The sequence below is a fragment of the Pseudomonas sp. GW456-12-1-14-TSB6 genome, from assembly GCF_059424205.1.
The window spans coordinates 62359-82164 of the sequence record NZ_JBWKZE010000015.1 but is presented as its reverse complement, the minus strand read 5'-3'; the positions used below and the strand labels follow the sequence as shown (position 1 = coordinate 82164).

Below are 19806 nucleotides of genomic sequence, written 5' to 3'. Positions count from 1 at the left end.
CGTGTAGGTTAAGCACACTGCTCAGCCTCCAAGCATAGTTAAGCCCCGGCCATTTTGCTTTTGGCGATCCGAGCCAGTTGCTGTTCCAGTGCCTGCTCCAATTCCAGGATGGCGAGGTGGCTGGCCTGGCAATGACGCTCGATTTCTTCCCACGGCAGTGCTTGCAGGCAGGCCTGCTCAAGCGCATCACAGCAGTCGATCAGGCGCGAGGCCTGGGCAATGCGTGCGGCGCCTTTGATCTTGTGTGCGATGACGGCCAGCGCGGAGGGATCCCGGGTGAGGCACAGGGCCTGCAACTCCTCCCGATCAAGGCGACTGCTGTTGAGCAGTTCTGCCAGCAATCGGTGGGTTTGAGAGGGGTTGTCACCGGTCAGCAGCGTCAGCCCCTGCAGGTTGAAAGCCGGAGCGGCGAACACCGGCTGAATGCTCTTGATCCATTGGCTCAGGCTGTTGAGGCTCAGGGGCTTGAACAGACATTCGTTCATGCCTGCCTGCTTGCAGCGCAGGATCTCTTCGGGCTGGGCATTGGCGGTGAACCCCAGCACCGTGCAAGCCGGGCGGCGGGTCAGCTTTTCGTGCTGACGAATCGCGCGGGTCAGCTCGTAGCCGTTCATGACGGGCATGTTGCAATCGGCAATGACCAGATCGAACTCCCCGCTTTTCCATTCATCCAGTCCGCGCAGGCCATCTTCCGCGATACAGAATCGATGGCCGAGGTATTCCAGTTGCTGGCACATCAGCAGTCGATTGGCCGGATGGTCATCGACCACCAGAACCGTTAACGGGATGAGGGATGGCTGAATCTGTGATTCATCTTCAGCTCTCGCCACTTGTGCAGGCAGAATGATCACCGGTAGCGATACCCGAACCTGGGTGCCAATTCCGGGCAGGCTGCTCAATCGCAGTTTTCCACCCATCATTTCGCACAGGTTGCGGCTGATGACCAGCCCGAGCCCTGCGCCGCTGACGGCCCGTTGCCCATCGTTACCGGCCTGGGCAAAAGGTTCGAACAACCGCAACTGATCCTGCGTCGTGATCCCGATGCCGCTGTCCTGTACGGTCAGCTGCACCATCGAACCTTCGGGGTCATCCGTGGGAAGAACATCCAGCGTGATTCTGACCTGCCCCGCGTCGGTGAACTTGATGGCATTGCTGATCAGATTCGACAGCACCTGTTTGAAGCGCAGAGGGTCGAGTTGCACATCGACATTCAGCTCAGGGGGGGAGACGGACACAGTCAGTGAAAGCTGTTTTTGTCGGGCGAGCCCTTCGAAGATTCTGACCACCGAACCCACTGTGTCGATCAGGTTGATTCGCTCGGGTTTCAGACTCAGTCGCCCGGATTCAATGCGCGCAATGTCCAGTATGTCGCCGATCAGGCCCAGCAAGTCCCTGGCCGAATGGTAGGCTGTTTCGATGCCGGAGCGATCCGGGTGTGCCTGATCCATGCGCTTGAGTGTCAACTCGAGCATGCCGATCACTGCGTTCATCGGCGTGCGGATCTCATGACTCATCGTTGCCAGAAACGTACTCTTGGCCCGGTTGGCATCGTCTGCCCGTTCCTTGGCTGCGCGAAGTTCATCGAGCAGTTCGCGGCGCTCACTGATGTCGATCCAGCCGCCGATGATTCCCCGGACGTCGCCACTGGAGTCTCGGTAGGGCAGAATCCAGTGATAGATCGTCAGTCGTCGGTTGCCGATATGCAACGGTCGGTCAAGCACAAGCGGTTTGCCTTCAGTCACTACCCGCTGATAGTCGGCCTGGTACGCCTGTGCCTCGAAAGCATTGTTCAGCGCACCCTGCATGACATCTTTGCCGATAACGTCTTCGCGCCGGGCATTGAACGCCTGGAGATAACTGTCATTGCAGCTTTGCAGCAGGCCCTGTCGGTCACGCACGTAGATTGGGTGGGGCGTCCCGTTGACCAGTGAACTCATGAATTCCAGTTGGTCGTTCAAGGCCCGTTCCGCCGATTTACGCTGTTTGATCTGGCGGCGCATGTAGGCATTCCAGAGCAGCGACAGCAGCAACAGCAGGCAGGCGCCGCCGATCAGCTGATAAAAGAAACGCCGGTACTGATGCCAGGTGCCTTGCGAAATGTTTGAGTAGCCCCGCCAGCGACCATTGATAATGCCCAGTTCTTCGGGTGTGATGCTCATCAGCGTCTTGTTGATGATCGAGTTCAGTTCTGTGTTGTCCCGGGCTGTCGCCAGAGAAAAAGCCGCCTGACGTGTGCCGATGGTGGTGGTGATCTGCAGGGGATGTTCGAAGGTTCGTGATGCAATGAAGTAGTTTGCGATGACCAGCGAGTTCACTGCGCCTTCGACCTGACCTTCATCGAGCAGCGCCACAGCACTGTAAGTATCCGGCGTCTCGATCAGCTGAATGCGGGGAAACTCGGTGCGCAGGTACTCGATCATCGGATTGCCTTGAGCGATCGCCAGACGTTTGCGTTTCAGTTGCCCCAGGTGCGTAGGGCTGTCGGCGGCCTTTCGGGTCAGCAACACGTATGAATTTTCCAGATAGGGACGGCTGAATTGCAGGGTTTCCTCACGCTGGGCGGTCGGCAGCAAAGCTGCGATCAGGTCAGCCTGGTGGTGTTCGACCTGCTTGATCATTTCGGCATCGCTGCGGCTGCGGCGGATTTCGAAGCGCAGTCCGGTGCGCAAACGAATGAGTTCAAGCAAGTCGGCGCTGATGCCGCGAAAATTGCCGTCACTGTCAAAGAATGTCAGGGGCGCGAAAGCCTCGTTGACCAGTACGCTCACCACCGGATGATTTTTCAGCCACTGCTCTTCGCGTCTGGTCAATTGCAGCTTCTGGTCGGTCAAAAGTGTGTCGCTGCCCACGCTCCAGCGTTTGGCGATATTTTCGCGCTCGCTGCCCGGTACGGCCTTGAGCGCCGTATTGATGATAGCGAGCAGCTGTGGATTGTTGCGATGTACGGCGAAGCTGAAGCCGTGGGCCTCATGCTTGCCGAAACTGGCCATGCGAATATTGTTCAGGTAACCCTTGTTGATCATGTAATGGGTGGAAATGGTGTCGCCGAGAAACACGTCCGCCTGATCGAACGCTACGGCGTTGATTGCGTTCTGGTAGGACGGATAAGAGGTGATGAGGGCTTTGGGATACATCGCCTTGACATCATCCAGCGGGAGGTAGTGATACAGCATGCTCAGCCGCAGTCCTGCCAGGCCTTCGGTCAACGTGCGGGTTTCGCCCTCGCGTGTGACGAGGACCGGTTGATCGATGGCGTAAGGCCTGGACAGTACTATATTGGCGTTTTCTGCTTCGAATCCGTTGGCAGTACCGAGCATGTCGATGTGGCCGTCCATCAATGCCTTGATGGCGGCCTCCCGCGAGGCGAAACGTTTGACCCTGATCGGCAGACCGGTTGCCTGACCAATCAGTGAAGCGTAATCCGCCGTGAAGCCTTCGTAGTCTTGTCCGCTGGGCGTCATGTCGAACGGAGGGTAATCCGGAGCTGAAGTCCCCAGAACCAACTCATTGCGAGCGTGCAGCCACGCCACTTGCGATGGATCGAACAAGGCCTGCACCGTTGGTTCGACCGAACGACCGAGCAGGGTGAGGTCTTTCGAGGTGGGTGATGCGGCTGTTGCAGAGATGCAGAAACCCAGACATGCACTCAATGCAATCAGGAGACTCACTAAACGGCTGGACATGTTGGCTCTCACACGAGTGCGTTACGTTTGGCCATTTCGATAAGTTCTACGAGAGACTTGGCCTTCAGTTTTTGCATCAGTCGTTTCTTGTAAGTGCTGACTGTCTTGTTGCTGAGAAACATGCCTTTGGCAATTTCCTTGTTTGTACGGCCTTGGGCGAAAAGTTGCAAAACCATGAGTTCCCTATCATTGACTGATTTGAAAAGTTCCAGTTCTGCATAGCGCACGTCGTCATGACGAACAGGGTTCAAGGCCTGGCTGGGGAAGTAGTTGTAACCGGAAAGAACAGCTTTGATCGCACTGACCAGTTCACTCAGGTCTTCCTGCTTGCACACGTAACCCGATGCACCTGACTGCATACAGCGAATACCGAACAGAGTCGGGCATTGCGCAGTCAGTACCAGCGTCTTGAATGGCGAGCTCATGGCATTGAAGCGGGCCAGGACTTCCAGGCCATCGAGCTTGGGAATGCTGATGTCGAGAATGATCAGGTCGGGCATGCATTCGCGAATCATCTGCATGGCATCGACACCGTTATCGGTTTCTCCGACGACTTTATAACCTTCATGCTCAAGCAGCATTCGAACGGCGAGGCGGATGACCGGGTGATCGTCGACAATAAAAACGGAGTTCATAATCAAATCCCATACGAGCGCAAATAAAGGGCGAACCTTAGCTCAATCGAATGAACAGCCGCATGAACCCTCAGGGCGTTAGCGGCAATCTAGGATAAGTCCTACAAATAAAGAGGAATCAGACTACGGGTTAACTAGGTTTGGCGTAGGTAAGCGCGTGAGATGTTCAATGGCGGGAATTTATAAAGTTTATGGCGGCCAGAGAAAGTTTACCGGCTAAAGGCTTTCAATGAGTGTCATTAGTTGACTTCTGGTTATCTTTGTCCCTTGCAACTGAATACACCTGCAGAGGGAAAATGATCGGCATATGCGTCTGCGTTGCCCGACCGCCCTATTGCGGATCGGCCGGGCAGCAGGCGTCAATGGCTGGAGCGTCCGGTCATTTCCAACGCCATGTCACTGGCGTAGCTGTCGGTCATGCCGGCGATGAAGTCGATCATGCGCAGGAACGACGCGTGCAAGGGGCCGTGCGGATCCGGTGCGTTGTTGCCCAGCAGATCGAGAATCCGGCGGCTCTTGAACGACGGCGTGCGGCCGTTGTGCTGTTCCAGGGCCGCACCACAGAAGGCGTTGAGCAGAATCTCCAGGGTCGTGTAGGCGCCGATCTCGTGCAGGGTCTTGCGCTTGTCCTGGAAGATTTTCTTGCGGGCGATGTCCTTGGCGTTCAACACGCAACGCTTGGCCGGGCCGTGCATGTGTTCCACCAGATCCCCCGACAGCGTACCGGCCAGCAGTGCGTCCTGTTGTTCGACGAAGGCCCGGGCGGCGGCGTTGGTCAGGTGTTCGATGGCCTTGCCGCGCAGGATCGCCAGTTTGCGCCGGCGCGAATCCTGCGGGCCGAGCTGGCGATAGGTTTCCGGCAGGTCATCACCGACCAGACCGAGCAGCAGCGACTCGACTTCGGCGTAATCGAGCAGCTCCATTTCCAGGCCATCCTCCAGATCGATCAAGGCGTAGCAGATGTCGTCCGCCGCCTCCATCAGATACACCAGAGGATGGCGCGCCCAACGTTGCTCTTCCAGTTGCGGCAGACCCAGCTTGTGGGCGATCTGCTCCAGCAACGGCAGCTCGCTCTGGTAGCAGCCGAACTTATGCTTCTTGTAACCGAGGGAGTCGGCGTGACGAGCGGTCCACGGGTACTTCAGATAAGTCCCAAGGGTGGCGTAAGTCAGTCGGGTCCCGCCGTCGAACTGGTGATACTCCAGTTGCGTGAGTACCCGGAAGCCTTGGGCGTTGCCTTCGAAATTCAGGAAATCCCCTCGTTCGGCATCGCTCATCGCATCCAGCCAGCCGCGGCCCGCAGCCTGCTGGAACCAGTGACGGATCGCGTCTTCGCCGGAATGGCCGAACGGCGGGTTGCCGATGTCGTGTGCCAGACAAGCCGATTGAACCACCATGCCCAGATCGCTCGGATCGCACCATTCAGGCAAGGCGCGACGCAGGGTTTCGCCGACGCGCATGCCCAGCGAGCGGCCGACGCAACTGACTTCCAGCGAGTGGGTCAGGCGCGTGTGAATGTGGTCGTTGCTCGACACCGGATGCACTTGGGTCTTGCGCCCCAGACGGCGGAAGGCGCCGGAGAAGATGATGCGGTCATGGTCTTTATGGAACGGGCTGCGGCCAAGTTCCTGCGAGCTGTGCAACGGTTTGCCGAGACGTTCGCGGTTGAGCAGGGTATGCCAATCCAAGGCTGATTCTCTCCGTCTGGTGACTGATTCCCTAGCTTCCCGGTTCAGGCTGGCATCTGCAAGCGCAACTACAGCCCCGCCGCATCGATGTCGATCAGCAGCAGGCGCTCGCCGTTATCAAAAAACTGTCCGGCGGTCAGGCAATACTGGTTGCTGGTAGCGTCGCGATAGGTGTTGGAAAGGGTCAGGCGCCGTTCCTCCCAGCCTTCGGCCAGCAGGTGATAGAAGTAGGGGCGCCACGACCAGTTGTGACCCAGATAGCGATTGTCGGCGACCCAGCCGCTGGGGCGCCACTCCAGGTTTGGCGTCAGTTGGGTGCCGTGGCGGTCACATTGATAAAAACGCAGCAGCCAGGGAAAGGCGTCGAGCTGTGGCAGTGCACTGAGTGGGGCGCGGGCCTGGGCCCAGGTTTGGAGGATGGTCATGAGTTCACTGAGCTGCTGGCGCATGAACATCAGCTTGCTGCGCTCGGCCAGCTTCTGACGCACGTAAGACTGGCGCAGCTCGGCAAAGCGCTCCACGAAGTCATTCGTACCAAAAAGCGCCTCCTGCGCCCGGGCAAACAAAAAACCCTGCACGTAACGCGATCCGCACTCCAGCGCGAAATTCAGTTGCGCCGCAGTTTCCACGCCTTCGGCAATGATCCAGCAGCCGGTTTTTTCGGCCATTTGCGCGAGGGCCTTGACCACGTCACTGCTCGGCCCGCCCAGTGCGGCGGCCTGGAACAGACGCATGTCGAGTTTGAGAATGTCCGGTTGCAGCGCCAGCACACGATCGAGCTGCGAATAACCGGCGCCGAAATCGTCGATGGCGATCCGGGCGCCGGCATCGCGGTAGCGCGCCACGACTTCGGTCAGGCGCTGGCTGTTACCGCCCAGTTCAGTGATCTCGAAAACAATCCGTTGCGGGTCGATACCGTGCCGCGCGAGTTGCTTCAGGCTGGGCAGTGCCTGGTCGGCACGCAAGCGGCTGATCCAGCGCGGTGACATGTTCAGGCTGAGAAACCAGTCCGGCGGCGCCTCGTGCAGTCGACTCAGCGCGTTGTCGCGGATCTGCCGGTCCATGCGGCGCAGCGCGATGGCCGGGGTGCGCGGGTCGGCGAACAGCGGTCCGACCGACGCCAGTTGGCCATCGGCCTGGCGCAGACGGCCCAGTGCCTCGACCCCGGCAATGCGTCCGGTGGCGGTATCGATGAAAGGTTGAAAGCAGGCGAGCGGTTGCCCGTCGATCACGGGGCCTCCTTGTCGTTCTTGTTCTGGTCGAATTCTGCCAGCCGGACAGGCAAGCGGGATTGAACCTCCGGATAAAGATTCAATCCCGCCGGTATTGCAAGAATGCAGCCAGATGCGAAGGTTCAGCGCTTGCTCGAGCTCTGCATGACCAGTTTGATCAGCGGAGCGAGGCTGGTGCCCAGGCGGATCAGTCGGGTCAAACCGCCTACGCCACCGCTTTTGGCCCCTTTACCGGTGATGAAGCCCAGCAGTGTCACGGCCGCCACGCCCCACAACGGCGCGTGCTTGATGCCGAAACCGCCCTGAAGGTTTTGCGTCATGCCACGCATGCGTTGCAGAGGTTGCAGGACCTGGCCGGTTTCATGGCGGATTTCCTGACGATGCATTTCCATGCGCAGGCGGATCAGTGCCTTGCGCATTTCCCGGCGTGAGCTGTTGTGCGGAAGTTCAGGCAGGTTCATGGCAACAGGCGCTCCCGATCATTGGCCAGTTCTTCCAGCGTGCCGTGGAAAGGCGAGGATTCATCGAAGATCGCGGCTTTGAGACGCAGCGCGCAAAAGATTGCCGCCAAGGTGTAGAACACGCACAGACCAATAATTGCGGCCAGGCGATACGTGTCCCAGAACACGATCAGGACAAGCGTCGACAGGCCGACCAGCAACAGCAGCGCAAACACCAGTGCCAGGCCGGCGAACAGCAACAGGCTGACGGTGCGTGCTTTCTGTTCCTGCAGTTCGATGCCGAACAATTCGACGTGGCTGTGCAGCAGACCGAGAACAGCAGCACCCAGACGACGCGTGGAGGAGGCGGTGCCCGAGTTCGGGCCGGATTCACCGATCGACATGATCAGCGCCGCGTGGCCAGCAGGCCAATCAGAAAGCCGACGCCGGCGGCGATGCCCACCGATTGCCACGGGTTGGCCGACACATATTCCTCGGTGGCGGTGACCGCCGCCTGACCGCGCTCGCGCAGGGTGTCTTCGGTCAGCTTCAGGGTTTCCCGCGCGCGCAGCAGGCTTTCGTGGATCTGTTCGCGCAACTCATCGGCCTGATCACCGGCCAGCGTGGCGGTGTGCTCCAGCAAGCGTTCAGTGTCGCTGACCAGGGTCTGGAAGTCGTTCATCAGGATTTCTTGAGCAGTCTTTGCCTTGATGCTGGCCATGGGGGATCTCCGTAAGTGGCGTTCTGAAGCGGTGTTCTGAAGCGTTCGAGTATGAGCCAAGTGTGAAGGTTCAGTACAAGTGCTTGGTACAGCTTTTGCTGTGTCGTGGTGCGTCGATCGGTGGCAGTGCGCTGTTGCCGGGCGTAAAACCGGGCAAACCTTGGCCCGGATGATGAAGGTTCATGTCAGCCCATCGACCTTGTGCGCCAAAGCGGTTCACCGACCTGCCGGATCAGTGACTGCATGGTCGCAACTTGGTGCATGAAATGTGCGCGTGAACCGCTTTGGTGCCTTTTTCAGCCTCGGGTCTGCCTCCTCATGGAAAATCTGCAAAGCGCTGTGGACACGCTGGTTCACAGTTCCAACACGTTGTTCATTCTGATCGGTGCGGTCATGGTGCTGGCCATGCACGCCGGTTTCGCGTTTCTGGAGGTCGGAACGGTTCGCCAGAAAAACCAGGTGAATGCACTGTCGAAGATTCTCAGCGACTTCGCGGTGTCGACCCTGGCCTATTTCTTTATAGGCTACTGGCTTTCGTACGGAGTGACCTTCCTGCAACCGGCGGCGGTACTCAGTGCCGATCATGGTTATGGACTGGTGAAGTTTTTCTTCCTGCTGACCTTTGCGGCGGCGATCCCGGCGATCATTTCCGGCGGCATCGCCGAGCGAGCGCGGTTTGTGCCGCAACTGTGCGCCACGGCGCTGATCGTTGCGTTCATCTACCCGTTTTTCGAAGGCATGATCTGGAACGGCAACTACGGTGTGCAAGCCTGGCTGACCGCACAGTTCGGCGCTGGTTTCCATGATTTTGCGGGTTCGGTGGTGGTGCATGCCATGGGCGGCTGGTTGGCGTTGGCGGCAGTGCTGCTGCTCGGGCCGCGCAACGGACGCTATCGCGATGGCAAGCTGGTGGCGTTCGCGCCGTCGAGCATTCCGTTTCTGGCATTGGGGTCGTGGATTCTGATCGTCGGCTGGTTTGGCTTCAACGTGATGAGCGCGCAAACCCTGCAGGGGGTCAGCGGGCTGGTGGCGGTCAACTCGCTGATGGCCATGGTGGGCGGAACGGTGGCGGCGCTGATCGTCGGTCGCAACGACCCGGGCTTTCTGCACAACGGTCCGCTGGCCGGTCTGGTGGCGGTGTGCGCCGGTTCCGATCTGATGCACCCGGTTGGCGCGCTGGTGACCGGCGCGATTGCCGGCGCCCTGTTTGTCTGGTGCTTCACGGCGGCGCAGGTCAAATGGCGCATCGATGACGTGCTGGGTGTCTGGCCGTTGCACGGTCTGTGTGGCGTGTGGGGCGGCATTGCCTGCGGGATCTTCGGCTCGACCGCGTTGGGCGGGCTCGGTGGCGTCAGCCTGATCAGCCAGTTGATCGGCACCGCCCTCGGTGTGGCGGTGGCGTTGACCGGCGGTTTCGCCGTCTATGGCTCGATCAAGGCGCTGCATGGTCTGCGCCTGAGCCAGGAACAGGAGTACTACGGCGCCGACCTGTCGTTGCACAAGATCGGCGCGGTAAGCCAGGACTAGGTCTCCTCATCGTCGGCTCCGGGGTAAAAGCCGTGAAGCAGGCGATAACGATCGATGCGCACCTGATCGACTTTCTCCTGCACCCGGTGTGCAGGAAATCCGAGCAGGATCAAGGCATGGGAACCGAGCATCAGGCTCGACTCCAGCAGTTCCGGCACCACTTCACTGGCGCCGGCTGCTTTCAGCTCGGCCGACTGGCTGTCGTCCCGGGTGCGCACCAGAATCGGCACCGTCGGGTTGAGGCGTCTTGCCTCCTTGAGAACCCGCAGAGCCACGTCGGCTTGATCCACAGCAATCACCAGCAACCTGGCGCGCAGCAAACCGACGGCGGTCAACAGATCGCCGCGGGTTGAATCGCCGTAGTGGACGTCGCGCTCGGCGGTGGCGGCTTCCTGGATCCGCACCGGATCGTTGTCCAGCGCGACGTAGGTTTGCCCGGCATTGCGCATGAAACGCCCGATCGACTGACCGACACGGCCGTAGCCACAAATCACCACATGCCCGTCGAACCCCGCATTGAGGGCGCTGATTTCCTCGATCTGCGCTTCCTGGTTGGGTTTGCGGTGCAGGGCGGCGGCGATGCGCGGTGCGGCGCGTAACAGCAGGGGCGTCAGCAGCATCGAGCAGAAGGTGGCGGCGAGCAGCAGCGCACCGAGTTCGGCGGGGAGCAACCGGGTTTGCTGCATCTGTGCCATCAGGGCGAAGCAGAATTCACCGCCCTGGGCGAGGGCGAGGCCGCTGCGCCAGGCCGTTTCACTGTCGCTGCCGCGCCATTTCACCAGCAGCGCCACCACCAGGCCTTTGATCACCAGTAAACCCAGGGTCATCCCGATAATCAGCAGGCTGTGGCTGGCGAACAGTTGCAGGTCGATCAGCATGCCGATGCTGACGAAAAACAATCCCAGCAGAATGTCGCGAAACGGCCGGATATCGGCCTCGATCTGATGTCGATAATGGCTCTCGCCCAGCAGCATGCCCGCGAGGAACGCGCCGAGGGCCGGGGACAGGCCCAGCAGGTGGGTCAGCCAGGCCGTCAGCAGCACAATTACCAGTGCCAGCAGTACGAACAGCTCCGCCGAGCGGGACGCTGCGACTTCCTGAAACAGGCGGGGAAGCAGCCAGCGGCTGGCCAGCAACAAACCGAAAAACAGCAACACGGTCTTCAGCAAAGTCAGGGGCAGCGCCCAGTACCAGGCCTGATCACTGCTGCCGGCGAACACCGGCACCAGCGTCAGCAGCAATACGGCCACCACGTCCTGGAACAACAGGACTCCTACCGCGTTCTGGCCATGGCTGCTGAAGATTTCGCCGAGGCTGCTCAGTTCCTTGGTCACAATCGCCGTGGATGACAACGACAGGCCAGCGCCCAGCAGCAAGGCCGGTGTGGCGGGCATGCCCAGGAGCATCAGCACGCTTCCCAGCAGCAGTGTGGTGATCAGCACCTGCTGGCTACCCAGACGGAAAACCACCTTGCGCAGGGCGATCATTTTAGAGAGGGAGAATTCCAGTCCCAGGGAAAACAGCAGAAACACCACGCCCAGTTCGGCAAGATCCGGCAGATGTTCGCTTTCATTGATCCAGTCGAATGCTTTCGGCCCGACCATCAAGCCCACGCACAGGTAGCCCAGCACAGGCGGCAGGCGCAGGCGACGGAACAGGGCAATCATCACCAGGGACGACGCCAGAATGATCAGCAGATTGGCAAACACAAGACACTCCGGAACAGGTCAGGCTCTTCAAGCGTAGAGGTAAAAAACACTGGAGCATCGCGTAAACGGCAATTTTGTGGGCTGATTTACATCAGGGTTTTGCGAAGAGCGGATTTGAGCCCGGTGGGCAGGTCGACGGGCCTTGCGGGCAGGCCTAGAATGATCACTCGATTTTTGGGGTTGAGCGCACATGCTTCCTGAATGCCAGTTGTTCGGCACCCTGGGGTGCCATTTGTGTGAAGTCGCCGAGGCTGAACTGATGCCTTTTGTCGAGCATGGTCTGCTGGTGGAGCTGGTGGATATTGCTGACGATGAGTCGTGGTTCGAGGCCTACAGCCTGCGAATCCCGGTCTTGCGCAGGGTCGATACCGGCGCGGAACTGGGGTGGCCGTTCAGCGCCGATCAGGTAGTGGCATTCCTGCGTTAATGACTTTTTCTCGTTTGCGTTGATGGCGTTCGTCACCTTCGCTAATCACGGCTTGGCACTTTTCGGGTTATTCGGTTACTGTATGCGCATACAGTAATTGGGTTGGCCTGCCATGCCGTTTCCGGGCATTCGTCAGGGCAAACCGGATGTCAGAGGGAGCCACCGTGGTCAATGTCGAACAGTTGAAAAGCAGCGTGAACGGGATGTCGGTTGACGTGGTGCGCGAGGCCGTCCACGAATTGCGCCTGGACGGTCTGGTCACGGAAGGCAAGACTCCCTTCAACAAGCTGCATTTCAATACGTGCTTTGCCGAGATCGAGGCCTTGTTTCAGCGCGCCGGTTATCACAAGCAACTGGATGTGGTCGGTTATCAGGGATTGTTGTACGCCTTGTACGACCCAGGCCGCTGGGAGGCCGTCGATGTTCTGCGCTGGCTCAAGGAATTCACCGAGGCGGCGGCGCTCAAATCGATCCCCGCCTGATTCTGCGCTAGGTCTGCTGCGCCGGGTGTTGGATAATGCGGCTCTGCTTTGAAGGTTCGAGTTCTCTGTATGTCCAGCACACCCACGTTTTCCGCCGCACAGAATCAGGCCAGCACGCTGTATCTGCCCCCCGGTAGCTGGCGGACAGTGCTCGACTGCCTGTGTGAGCATTTCAGTGCCATCGGGCGCGATCAATGGCTCGACCGAATCGCCCGGGGCCGGGTGCTCGATGGCGAGGGTCAGCCGATTGCGCTGGACTTGCCCTACAAGGAAGGGCTGCGCATTCACTACTTTCGTGAAGTACCGGATGAAAAGCCGATCCCGGTGGTCGAGTCGATCCTGTATGCGGACGACCATCTGGTGGTGGCGGACAAACCGCATTTCCTTCCGGTGACCCCGGCAGGCGAGTACGTCGAACAGACGCTGCTTCGCCGATTGATCCGGCGCCTGAACAATCCCCATCTGGTGCCGCTGCATCGGATTGACCGGCACACGGCCGGGCTTGTGATTTTCTCGGCCAACCCACAGACGCGGTCGGCGTATCAGTCGCTGTTCCCGACGCGGCAAATCGAAAAACGCTATGAAGCCATTGCGGCTGCGTTACCTGGGCTGGACTTTCCGTTGGTACATAAAAGTCGTCTCGTCGATGGCGAACCTTTCTTCCGCATGAAGGAGGGGGCGGGTGCAAGTAACACCGAAACGGCGGTGGAGGTGCGTGAAAGGAATGGTGATCTCTGGCGCTACGGCCTGTATCCGGTGACCGGCAAGAAGCATCAACTGCGGGTACACATGACGGCGCTGGGGGCGAGCATCTGCAATGATCCGTTTTATCCCGACGTGCTAAAAGACGTTGAGGATGACTACGCCAATCCGCTGAAACTTCTGGCGCAAGGCCTGCGATTCATCGATCCGGTTACGGGGCAGCCCCGCGAGTTCGAGAGCCGCATCACGCTGGACTGGTGATCCCGCTATCGATTGTTTTCGGTCAGACACGAAAAAGCCCGCATATTGCGGGCTTTCTGTATCGGGTGTCGAACTGAAGAATTAAAGCTCTTTGACAGTACGAACCTGATCCTTGTTGATGCGAGTGTGCTTGCCGTCCAGTTGTTCGAACTCGTAGAAGCCCGAATCTTCATCATATTTAGGGGCGTCGACAGCCTGGATTTCGCGACCGTCATTCAAGGTGATCACTGTTGGCGAAGCGCAACCGGCGAGGGTGGCGAGGCCCAGTGCGAGCATGAAAGTGGCGAGGGTCCGTTGAGTCATGAGTGTGTCTCCGAAGGGAAATTCTTTTGGTTACTGAGCTTGAGACGTATACAAGGCGTGCAAGTTCCTTGAATGCTGTCAGTCTGACACAGTGTTGTGCGAACTCAACAGTTCAGGGGTGTTGAGATTGGCCAGGCGTGGGTCATTGTCAGGGCAAACCAGGGCCTGGGCATCAAGATTGCGCATGACCCGGCCAGGGCTGCGCTCTCCGGCGCTCCAGGCGTTTTCGAAGGCGGGCAGGAGTGCCACGGGGATTACGCAAAGCAGCGGTTCCCAGTGATCGTCATGTCGCAACATTAAAGGTTTTTCAGAATTCAGACTGGCCGCCTCGCGCATGTTCTGCAGCAACGCAAGATCGATGCGCGGGACATCGCAGGGCAGTACCAGCAGGTGGGTGTGGCGCGCGGCTTTCAAGCCGGCGCGAATGCCGGCCAACGGACCGGGAAAATCTTCCTCGTCATCGCATACCAACTGTTCGGCAAATGGCGCATAGCGTTCACGATTGCGGTTGCAGGAGATGATCAGATCATCGGTCAACGACCGAACTTTACGATGAATATGCGCGATCAACGGTTCACCGTGCCATTCCACGAGCCCCTTGTCCTTGCCGCCCATGCGCTGGCCGCGCCCACCTGCCAGTAACAGAATGGAGCAAGGTGGTAATGGCGTGTTCGAGGTCATGGCAACTCTCCGCAGGGGCGGCGAAAAAAGGGGGCGCTGTGATATAACACCGGGCTGTTTCTCCTACAACTGGACGAGCCTATGAAAGCCAAGGCTGATGTACCTTTCGCACCGCTCAATATCGCAGTGCTGACGGTCAGCGACACCCGAACCCTGGAAACCGATACCTCCGGCCAGGTCTTCGTCGACCGTCTGACGGCCGCCGGCCACCATCTGGCGCAGCGTGTGCTGCTCAAAGATGACCTGTACAAGATCCGTGCGCAAGTTGCCTACTGGATTGCCGAAGACGTCGTGCAAGTCGTGCTGATTACCGGCGGCACCGGTTTTACCGGCCGTGACAGCACCCCGGAAGCGGTTGCTTGCCTGCTGGACAAGCAGGTCGATGGTTTTGGTGAGCTTTTTCGTCAGATATCGGTTGCCGACATCGGCACTTCCACCGTGCAATCTCGGGCTTTGGCGGGACTGGCCAATGGCACGCTGGTCTGCTGCCTGCCTGGTTCGACCAATGCCGTGCGCACCGGTTGGGATGGCATCCTCGCCGAGCAACTGGACTCACGTCACCGCCCATGCAATTTCGTCACTCATTTGAAAAAGGCAGCGCCTTGTGAATCCCGTGGGTAAGCCGGGCAAGACCGGCAGTCTGATGCCGGTCGAAGAGGCATTGACGCGATTGCTGGAAATGGCCGAGAGCTCGCGGATTGTCGAGTACGAGTTTTTGCCACTGGCGCAGGTTCAGGGGCGAGTGCTGGCGCAGGATCTGATTTCGACGCTGGATCTGCCACCTTGGCCGAACAGCGCCATGGACGGCTATGCCTTGAGTCTGGCCGACTGGACCGGTGAGCCGTTGCCAGTCAGTCAGAAGATCTTCGCTGGACAGGCACCGGAACCTTTGAAACCAGGCACCTGTGCCCGGATCTTTACCGGCGCGCCGGTGCCTGCCGGTGCCGACTGTGTCGAAATGCAGGAAAACGTCGAGATTCATGCCGATGAGCGCGTGAGTTTCATCGAGACGATGGTGGCCGGGCAGAACATTCGCCCGCAAGGCCAGGAAACGACCGTCGGTGAACTGGTCTTGTCTGCAGGAACTCGGCTCGGTCCGATCGAGCTGGGGCTGGCTGCCTCGCTGGGTTGTGCAGGGCTTGAGGTCGTTCGCCAGGTTCGTGTGGCGGTTTTGTCCACCGGAGACGAGTTGGTCGAGCCGGGCACGACGTTGGGGCCGGGACAGATCTACAACAGCAACCGGGTGCTTTTGTGCAGCTGGTTGCAGCGCCTGGGACATGAAGTGGTTGATGCCGGCATTCTGCCTGATGATCTGGCCACTACCCGCGCGCGACTTGGGGAACTGCAGGATGTAGACCTGATTCTGTCGACCGGTGGCGTATCGGTCGGAGAGGCGGATTTCCTCGGAATCGCATTGAGGGAGGAGGGCGAACTGACACTCTGGAAGCTGGCAATCAAACCCGGCAAGCCATTGACGGTCGGGCATTTTCGCGGTGTTCCGGTGATTGGGTTGCCGGGTAATCCTGCCTCGACACTGGTGACTTTCGCCTTGTTGGCCCGACCTTATCTGTTACGTCGCCAGGGCGTGCAGGATGTCGAGCCGCTGAAAGTTTCGGTGCCCGCAGGATTTGTCTGGCCTCATGCCGGTAACCGCCGTGAATTTCTGCGAGGGCGCCTGGAGCAGGGGCAAGCGATTATCTACCGTAACCAGAGTTCGGGCGTTCTGCGCAGCGCTGCCTGGGCCGAGGGGCTGGTGGAGGTACGGGAGGGCCGAGTCCTGGCCGTAGGAGACCAGGTGCCATTCATTCCACTCAGCGAGCTTCTCGGTTGATCGCAGGTATTTGAAAGGCAGGCACAGTGGTTACACGATGCCTGCCTTTCTGCCAGTCAACGACTGATCAGTGCAACGAGCTGGTCGAACCGGCTATTGGCGATCCAGCCCACCAGTCCGAGCACCATCGCTGTCGCACCTGCCGAGTAGGCAAGGCGGTGCTTGATGGCTTTGACGTCTCCTCTGACTTCGTCCATGTCGCGTCGAATGTACTTGAGGTGAGTTTCCAGCTCGGTGACACGAGGTTCCATATTGTTTTCTCCGGTATTTCTGGCGCTGCATTTGAATTCGTCTTTGAGGCTGGCGCGACTTTCGGAGAGAGAGGCAACCGGACTCACGGCTAGTCCTGCTTCACGGCTTTGCATGGAAACGTCCACCTGCTGCCGTGGGGCTCTCTTGGCGAATGCCGAAATGCAAAATATCGAAAGTCCTGAAACTGTTTCCACTCATTACATGCACATCCTTGTGTAATTGAATTGAAGATCGCTAACGCCGACACACGTTGTACCAATGGCCGGGCTGGGTCAATTGAGCCGATTCCTTACGTTCTGTACGAAAAAGTACCGGTATGTAGGACGAGGAGGGCGAGCTTCAGGAATTAATCAGAAGAAGTACGACTTTTTTATCGATCTAGAGGGTCAAGATGTCGCGTACCAATTTGATTCCGGGAGTGACCGCAATGAGTGAACGCAAGGCATTGTTGATTCTGCATGGCAAGCAGGCACTCAACGAGGCGGTTCGTGCCGCTGTCGAGAACAAGCGAGAGCAAGGCTGGGAGCTGGCTGTGCGTCTGACCTGGGAGGCCGGCGATGCGCAGCGGTTGGTGGAAGAGGCGCTGGCGGCGGGATACCGCCAGATCATCGCCGGCGGTGGGGATGGCACCCTGCGTGATATCGCCGAAGCGCTGGCGGCGCAGCCAGGCAAAGCCGGTCTGGTGCTTTTACCGCTGGGAACTGCCAACGACTTTTCCCACGCGGCAGGTATTCCGATGGAGCCGACCGAGGCGCTTGAGTTGCTTGAAGCGCCCGCCCACGACATCGATCTGGGTGAAGTCGGTGGGCAGATCTTCCTGAACATGGCGACCGGAGGATTCGGCAGCCAGGTAACGGCCAACACGTCGGAAGATCTGAAAAAGGTATTGGGTGGCGCAGCTTATTTGTTCACCGGTTTGACGCGGTTCAGTGAACTGCATGCCGCGTACGGTGAGTTGCAGGGGCCGGATTTCCATTGGCAAGGCGAGTTGCTGGCCCTCGGGATCGGCAATGGCCGTCAGGCCGGCGGCGGACACGTGTTGTGCCCCGAAGCGCTGGTGGACGATGGTCTTTTGGATATCAGCATCCTGCCGGCGCCGCAGGAGTTGGTTGGCACCCTGAAAAATCTGCTCAGCGACGGCTTCGGCATTGACAACATGTTTGTGCGCGCCCGTTTGCCATGGGTTGAAATCAAGGTCGCCGAAGGGCTTTACATCAATCTCGACGGCGAGCCCCTGGAGGGCGAAAGTTTACGGTTTGCGGCGCGCCCCGGGGCGTTGCGTGTGCATCTGCCGAAGGACTCACCGCTGCTGAGCGTCACTCCCAGGCTCAATCGTCCAGACTAATGATCTGTTCTCGCACGGCAAACAGCACTAGGCCCGCCACATCGTAGATCTGCAGGCGTTTCATGATCTGCGAGCGGTGGGTTTCGACCGTCTTGATGCTCAAGCCCAGGCCGTTGGCGATTTCTCGCGTGGATTTGCCACGCACGATCAGGCGCAGGATTTCCAGCTGGCGTGCGGTCAGGTTGTGCGACTCGGCGACTTCCGGCTGTTGTTTCAGGTTGCGGGTCAGTGCCTGATTGATCACGGTATGGGCGATGGCAGGGCTCAAGTAGCGCTCGTTGTTGCGCAGGGCTTCGAGTGCATGTTCGAGCTCGGTGGCCGTGGTGTCCTTGAGCAGGTAACCGTGAGCACCGGACTCCAGTGCCTGCATGATCAGCGCGGGGTCGGTGTGCATCGACAGAATCAGCACTTTGCTCTGTGGGCGTACTCTTCTGAGTCGCTGCAGGGCTTCCAGCCCGCCGGTTTCTTTCATGGAAATGTCCAGCAATACGATATCGGGGGACAGCAGCTCGACCATCTCGAGCAGCTGCGAGCCATCATTGGCCTCGCCGATGACTGCATAGCCGGGAATATCCAGCACCAGGGCACGCACGCCGGCCCTGATCAGCGAGTGGTCATCCACCAGAAGTAAGTTACAAGTCAACGCATAACCTTATTCGTACTGGCCCGCTCGAGTGCCCGGGGCGCCCAGGGGAATAGTGCTTCGATTTGAGTACCTTTGCCGGGCTCGCTGGTCACACTGAGTGTACCGCCCAGTTGCTCGATGCGTTCTGCCATCCCGGCCATGCCGCGCTGTCCTTCGCGACCAGGGTTCGCCGCCGGGGAAAAACCCAGGCCATCATCGCTGATCAGCAGGGTCAGGCCCTGTGGCAGACGTTGCACGCGGATCAACAGGTTTTTGGCCTGCGCATGGCGAAGAATGTTGGTCACCGCTTCCTGAGTGATGCGAAACGCTGCGACGGCCATCTCTTCGGGGATTCCATTCAGGCGCTGCTGGCAGTCCAGGCTCCAGTGCACCGAAGTATTGGCCAATACTTTGAGCAGGTGTGCACGCAGGCTCGCTTCCAGACCAAGGCTGGTCAATTGCCGCGGGTTGAGAATGGCCGAAACGTCGCGCACCTTGTTGAGGGTTTCTTCCAGCGTCTCGCAAAGTACCGAACAGTGTTCCTGCATATCCGCGGGCAAGCGGCGCTTGAGCCATTCGCTTTGCAGTTTGGCGGCGGTCAACAACTGGCCGATATCGTCATGCAGTTCGCGACTCAGGCGATGGCGCTCGTTTTCCTGGACTTCCAGCAAACGGTCGGCCAGTTCCTGAGGCTGGAACTTGATGGATTTGCGCGACAGGCGATGTTGTGTCCAGACGCAGCCTGCAGCCGCCACGTTGATCAACAACAGGCCGAGCGACAGCTGCGCGGACAATCCATAGGTCAACACACTGCCCAGAGCCGAGCCTGTACACAGCAGGAGGGTAATCCTGCGGGCATTTTCTCGGGAGGGAGGCCATGTGGTGATTGACTTGAGACTGGCGTACATAGCGGATGGAGCCAATGGATGTTCGCTGCGGGCAGACCGGTCAGAAGGACTGGCGGTCTCTGTCTGGAAAACGTTCATTCAGGTTGTTGATTTCAAAATGGTTCAGTGATCAATAATTGAGCGCCAACTTCGGTGGAGACCGATCATTGAAGTCACAATGCCATTAATTGAAACAACTAACGGCCGGCATAATACCACTTAACATACCGTTGGTCGCGTTTGCCCTATATGTCCAAAGAGTCAGGAAACAGGCCATGTTGGACGAAGGTTCCATAATGGAAAGTTGAAATACCTGACCCGATAATTATCGATGCGGTCGCAAGTTTTCTTTTACACAGGAAAACCCTGATATCA

The 19806-nt window shown here is 58.9% G+C and carries 20 protein-coding genes; 7 read left to right on the top strand and 13 right to left on the bottom strand.

Translation table 11 applies throughout. The features are described 5' to 3' along the window. Positions 1–38: 38 nt before the first annotated feature. From AC07Y2_RS15905 to AC07Y2_RS15875, 7 genes are all read right to left on the bottom strand, one after another. Positions 39–3683: a transporter substrate-binding domain-containing protein gene (locus AC07Y2_RS15905; RefSeq protein ID WP_103386343.1), complete on the bottom strand. Its 3645-nt coding sequence runs from the start codon at positions 3681–3683 to the stop codon at positions 39–41. 8 nt (positions 3684–3691) lie between these two features. After that, positions 3692–4318 carry a response regulator transcription factor gene (locus tag AC07Y2_RS15900; protein WP_039770429.1) on the bottom strand — a complete coding sequence of 209 codons (627 nt, stop codon included), beginning with the start codon at positions 4316–4318 and terminating at the stop codon, positions 3692–3694. Between the two features lie 359 nt (positions 4319–4677). Continuing rightward, positions 4678–6006, bottom strand: coding sequence for a deoxyguanosinetriphosphate triphosphohydrolase (locus AC07Y2_RS15895; protein WP_039770427.1), 1329 nt, complete (start codon positions 6004–6006; stop codon positions 4678–4680). A gap of 68 nt (positions 6007–6074) precedes the next feature. Next, on the bottom strand, positions 6075–7238 hold the full coding sequence (locus tag AC07Y2_RS15890; RefSeq protein WP_039770425.1) for an EAL domain-containing protein: 1164 nt from the start codon (positions 7236–7238) through the stop codon (positions 6075–6077). Positions 7239–7360: 122 nt separating this feature from the next. Next, on the bottom strand, positions 7361–7699 hold the full coding sequence (locus AC07Y2_RS15885; RefSeq protein WP_039770424.1) for a hypothetical protein: 339 nt from the start codon (positions 7697–7699) through the stop codon (positions 7361–7363). Further along, entirely contained in the window at positions 7696–8082 is a 387-nt protein-coding gene (locus tag AC07Y2_RS15880; RefSeq protein ID WP_011335280.1) for a phage holin family protein, read from the bottom strand. Before AC07Y2_RS15880 ends, AC07Y2_RS15885 begins: the two co-directional genes overlap by 4 nt. A gap of 2 nt (positions 8083–8084) precedes the next feature. After that, the gene (locus tag AC07Y2_RS15875) at positions 8085–8399 is read right to left on the bottom strand and encodes an ElaB/YgaM/YqjD family protein (RefSeq protein WP_007955729.1); all 315 of its coding nucleotides are present in this window, start codon (positions 8397–8399) and stop codon (positions 8085–8087) included. A 318-nt stretch (positions 8400–8717) separates the two neighbouring features. Between AC07Y2_RS15875 and AC07Y2_RS15870 the strand changes: the two genes are divergently transcribed. After that, positions 8718–9926 (top strand): ammonium transporter, encoded by a 1209-nt coding sequence (locus tag AC07Y2_RS15870; protein ID WP_103386342.1) that lies wholly within the window; start codon positions 8718–8720, stop codon positions 9924–9926. Here the strand turns inward: AC07Y2_RS15870 and AC07Y2_RS15865 are convergent. Continuing rightward, positions 9923–11635, bottom strand: a complete 1713-nt coding sequence (locus tag AC07Y2_RS15865; RefSeq protein WP_103386341.1) for a cation:proton antiporter — start codon at positions 11633–11635, stop codon at positions 9923–9925. The two genes, AC07Y2_RS15870 and AC07Y2_RS15865, sit on opposite strands and share 4 nt — an antisense overlap. A 190-nt stretch (positions 11636–11825) precedes the next feature. Here AC07Y2_RS15865 and AC07Y2_RS15860 point away from each other — a divergent pair, with 190 nt between their 5' ends. From AC07Y2_RS15860 to AC07Y2_RS15850, 3 genes are all read left to right on the top strand, one after another. Then, positions 11826–12062 carry a glutaredoxin family protein gene (locus AC07Y2_RS15860; protein WP_007955734.1) on the top strand — a complete coding sequence of 79 codons (237 nt, stop codon included), beginning with the start codon at positions 11826–11828 and terminating at the stop codon, positions 12060–12062. A gap of 164 nt (positions 12063–12226) precedes the next feature. Beyond that, positions 12227–12544, top strand: coding sequence for a hypothetical protein (locus tag AC07Y2_RS15855; RefSeq protein WP_064598282.1), 318 nt, complete (start codon positions 12227–12229; stop codon positions 12542–12544). 69 nt (positions 12545–12613) lie between these two features. Continuing rightward, positions 12614–13507: a pseudouridine synthase gene (locus tag AC07Y2_RS15850; protein WP_103386340.1), complete on the top strand. Its 894-nt coding sequence runs from the start codon at positions 12614–12616 to the stop codon at positions 13505–13507. Between the two features lie 81 nt (positions 13508–13588). Here AC07Y2_RS15850 and AC07Y2_RS15845 read toward each other — a convergent pair whose 3' ends face one another. Both AC07Y2_RS15845 and mobA read right to left on the bottom strand, forming a co-directional pair. Next, a complete protein-coding gene (locus AC07Y2_RS15845; RefSeq protein WP_039770418.1) occupies positions 13589–13810 on the bottom strand; it encodes a YgdI/YgdR family lipoprotein in 222 nt (73 codons plus the stop codon). 78 nt (positions 13811–13888) lie between these two features. Next, positions 13889–14491: a molybdenum cofactor guanylyltransferase MobA gene (gene mobA / locus AC07Y2_RS15840; protein ID WP_103386339.1), complete on the bottom strand. Its 603-nt coding sequence runs from the start codon at positions 14489–14491 to the stop codon at positions 13889–13891. 81 nt (positions 14492–14572) lie between these two features. Between mobA and moaB the strand changes: the two genes are divergently transcribed. Then, a complete protein-coding gene (gene moaB / locus AC07Y2_RS15835; protein WP_039770415.1) occupies positions 14573–15112 on the top strand; it encodes a molybdenum cofactor biosynthesis protein B in 540 nt (179 codons plus the stop codon). Continuing rightward, positions 15096–16322 carry a molybdopterin molybdotransferase MoeA gene (locus AC07Y2_RS15830; protein WP_103386338.1) on the top strand — a complete coding sequence of 409 codons (1227 nt, stop codon included), beginning with the start codon at positions 15096–15098 and terminating at the stop codon, positions 16320–16322. The genes moaB and AC07Y2_RS15830 overlap by 17 nt, the downstream gene beginning before the upstream one ends. Positions 16323–16378: 56 nt before the next feature. Here the strand turns inward: AC07Y2_RS15830 and AC07Y2_RS15825 are convergent, their stop codons facing one another. Continuing rightward, positions 16379–16687: a hypothetical protein gene (locus tag AC07Y2_RS15825; protein ID WP_170844867.1), complete on the bottom strand. Its 309-nt coding sequence runs from the start codon at positions 16685–16687 to the stop codon at positions 16379–16381. Between the two features lie 314 nt (positions 16688–17001). Between AC07Y2_RS15825 and yegS the strand changes: the two genes are divergently transcribed. After that, complete coding sequence (gene yegS, locus AC07Y2_RS15820; RefSeq protein WP_039770721.1) at positions 17002–17919, top strand: lipid kinase YegS; 918 nt, start codon at positions 17002–17004, stop codon at positions 17917–17919. Here yegS and AC07Y2_RS15815 read toward each other — a convergent pair. Beyond that, positions 17903–18562, bottom strand: coding sequence for a response regulator transcription factor (locus AC07Y2_RS15815; protein ID WP_039770409.1), 660 nt, complete (start codon positions 18560–18562; stop codon positions 17903–17905). The two genes, yegS and AC07Y2_RS15815, sit on opposite strands and share 17 nt — an antisense overlap. Then, positions 18559–19452, bottom strand: a complete 894-nt coding sequence (locus tag AC07Y2_RS15810; protein WP_039770407.1) for a sensor histidine kinase — start codon at positions 19450–19452, stop codon at positions 18559–18561. Before AC07Y2_RS15810 ends, AC07Y2_RS15815 begins: the two co-directional genes overlap by 4 nt. Between the last annotated feature and the right edge of the window lie 354 nt (positions 19453–19806).

Coding starts and splice junctions, on each gene's coding strand:
- AC07Y2_RS15870 (WP_103386342.1), top strand. CDS start 8,718: ATGGAAAATCTGCAAAGCGCTGTGGACACGCTGGTTCACAGTTCCAAC.
- AC07Y2_RS15880 (WP_011335280.1), bottom strand. CDS start 8,082: ATGTCGATCGGTGAATCCGGCCCGAACTCGGGCACCGCCTCCTCCACG.
- AC07Y2_RS15860 (WP_007955734.1), top strand. CDS start 11,826: ATGCTTCCTGAATGCCAGTTGTTCGGCACCCTGGGGTGCCATTTGTGT.
- moaB (WP_039770415.1), top strand. CDS start 14,573: ATGAAAGCCAAGGCTGATGTACCTTTCGCACCGCTCAATATCGCAGTG.
- AC07Y2_RS15845 (WP_039770418.1), bottom strand. CDS start 13,810: ATGACTCAACGGACCCTCGCCACTTTCATGCTCGCACTGGGCCTCGCC.
- yegS (WP_039770721.1), top strand. CDS start 17,002: ATGAGTGAACGCAAGGCATTGTTGATTCTGCATGGCAAGCAGGCACTC.
- AC07Y2_RS15810 (WP_039770407.1), bottom strand. CDS start 19,452: ATGTACGCCAGTCTCAAGTCAATCACCACATGGCCTCCCTCCCGAGAA.
- mobA (WP_103386339.1), bottom strand. CDS start 14,491: ATGACCTCGAACACGCCATTACCACCTTGCTCCATTCTGTTACTGGCA.
- AC07Y2_RS15885 (WP_039770424.1), bottom strand. CDS start 7,699: ATGAACCTGCCTGAACTTCCGCACAACAGCTCACGCCGGGAAATGCGC.
- AC07Y2_RS15905 (WP_103386343.1), bottom strand. CDS start 3,683: ATGTCCAGCCGTTTAGTGAGTCTCCTGATTGCATTGAGTGCATGTCTG.
- AC07Y2_RS15825 (WP_170844867.1), bottom strand. CDS start 16,687: ATGCAAAGCCGTGAAGCAGGACTAGCCGTGAGTCCGGTTGCCTCTCTC.
- AC07Y2_RS15900 (WP_039770429.1), bottom strand. CDS start 4,318: ATGAACTCCGTTTTTATTGTCGACGATCACCCGGTCATCCGCCTCGCC.
- AC07Y2_RS15850 (WP_103386340.1), top strand. CDS start 12,614: ATGTCCAGCACACCCACGTTTTCCGCCGCACAGAATCAGGCCAGCACG.
- AC07Y2_RS15875 (WP_007955729.1), bottom strand. CDS start 8,399: ATGGCCAGCATCAAGGCAAAGACTGCTCAAGAAATCCTGATGAACGAC.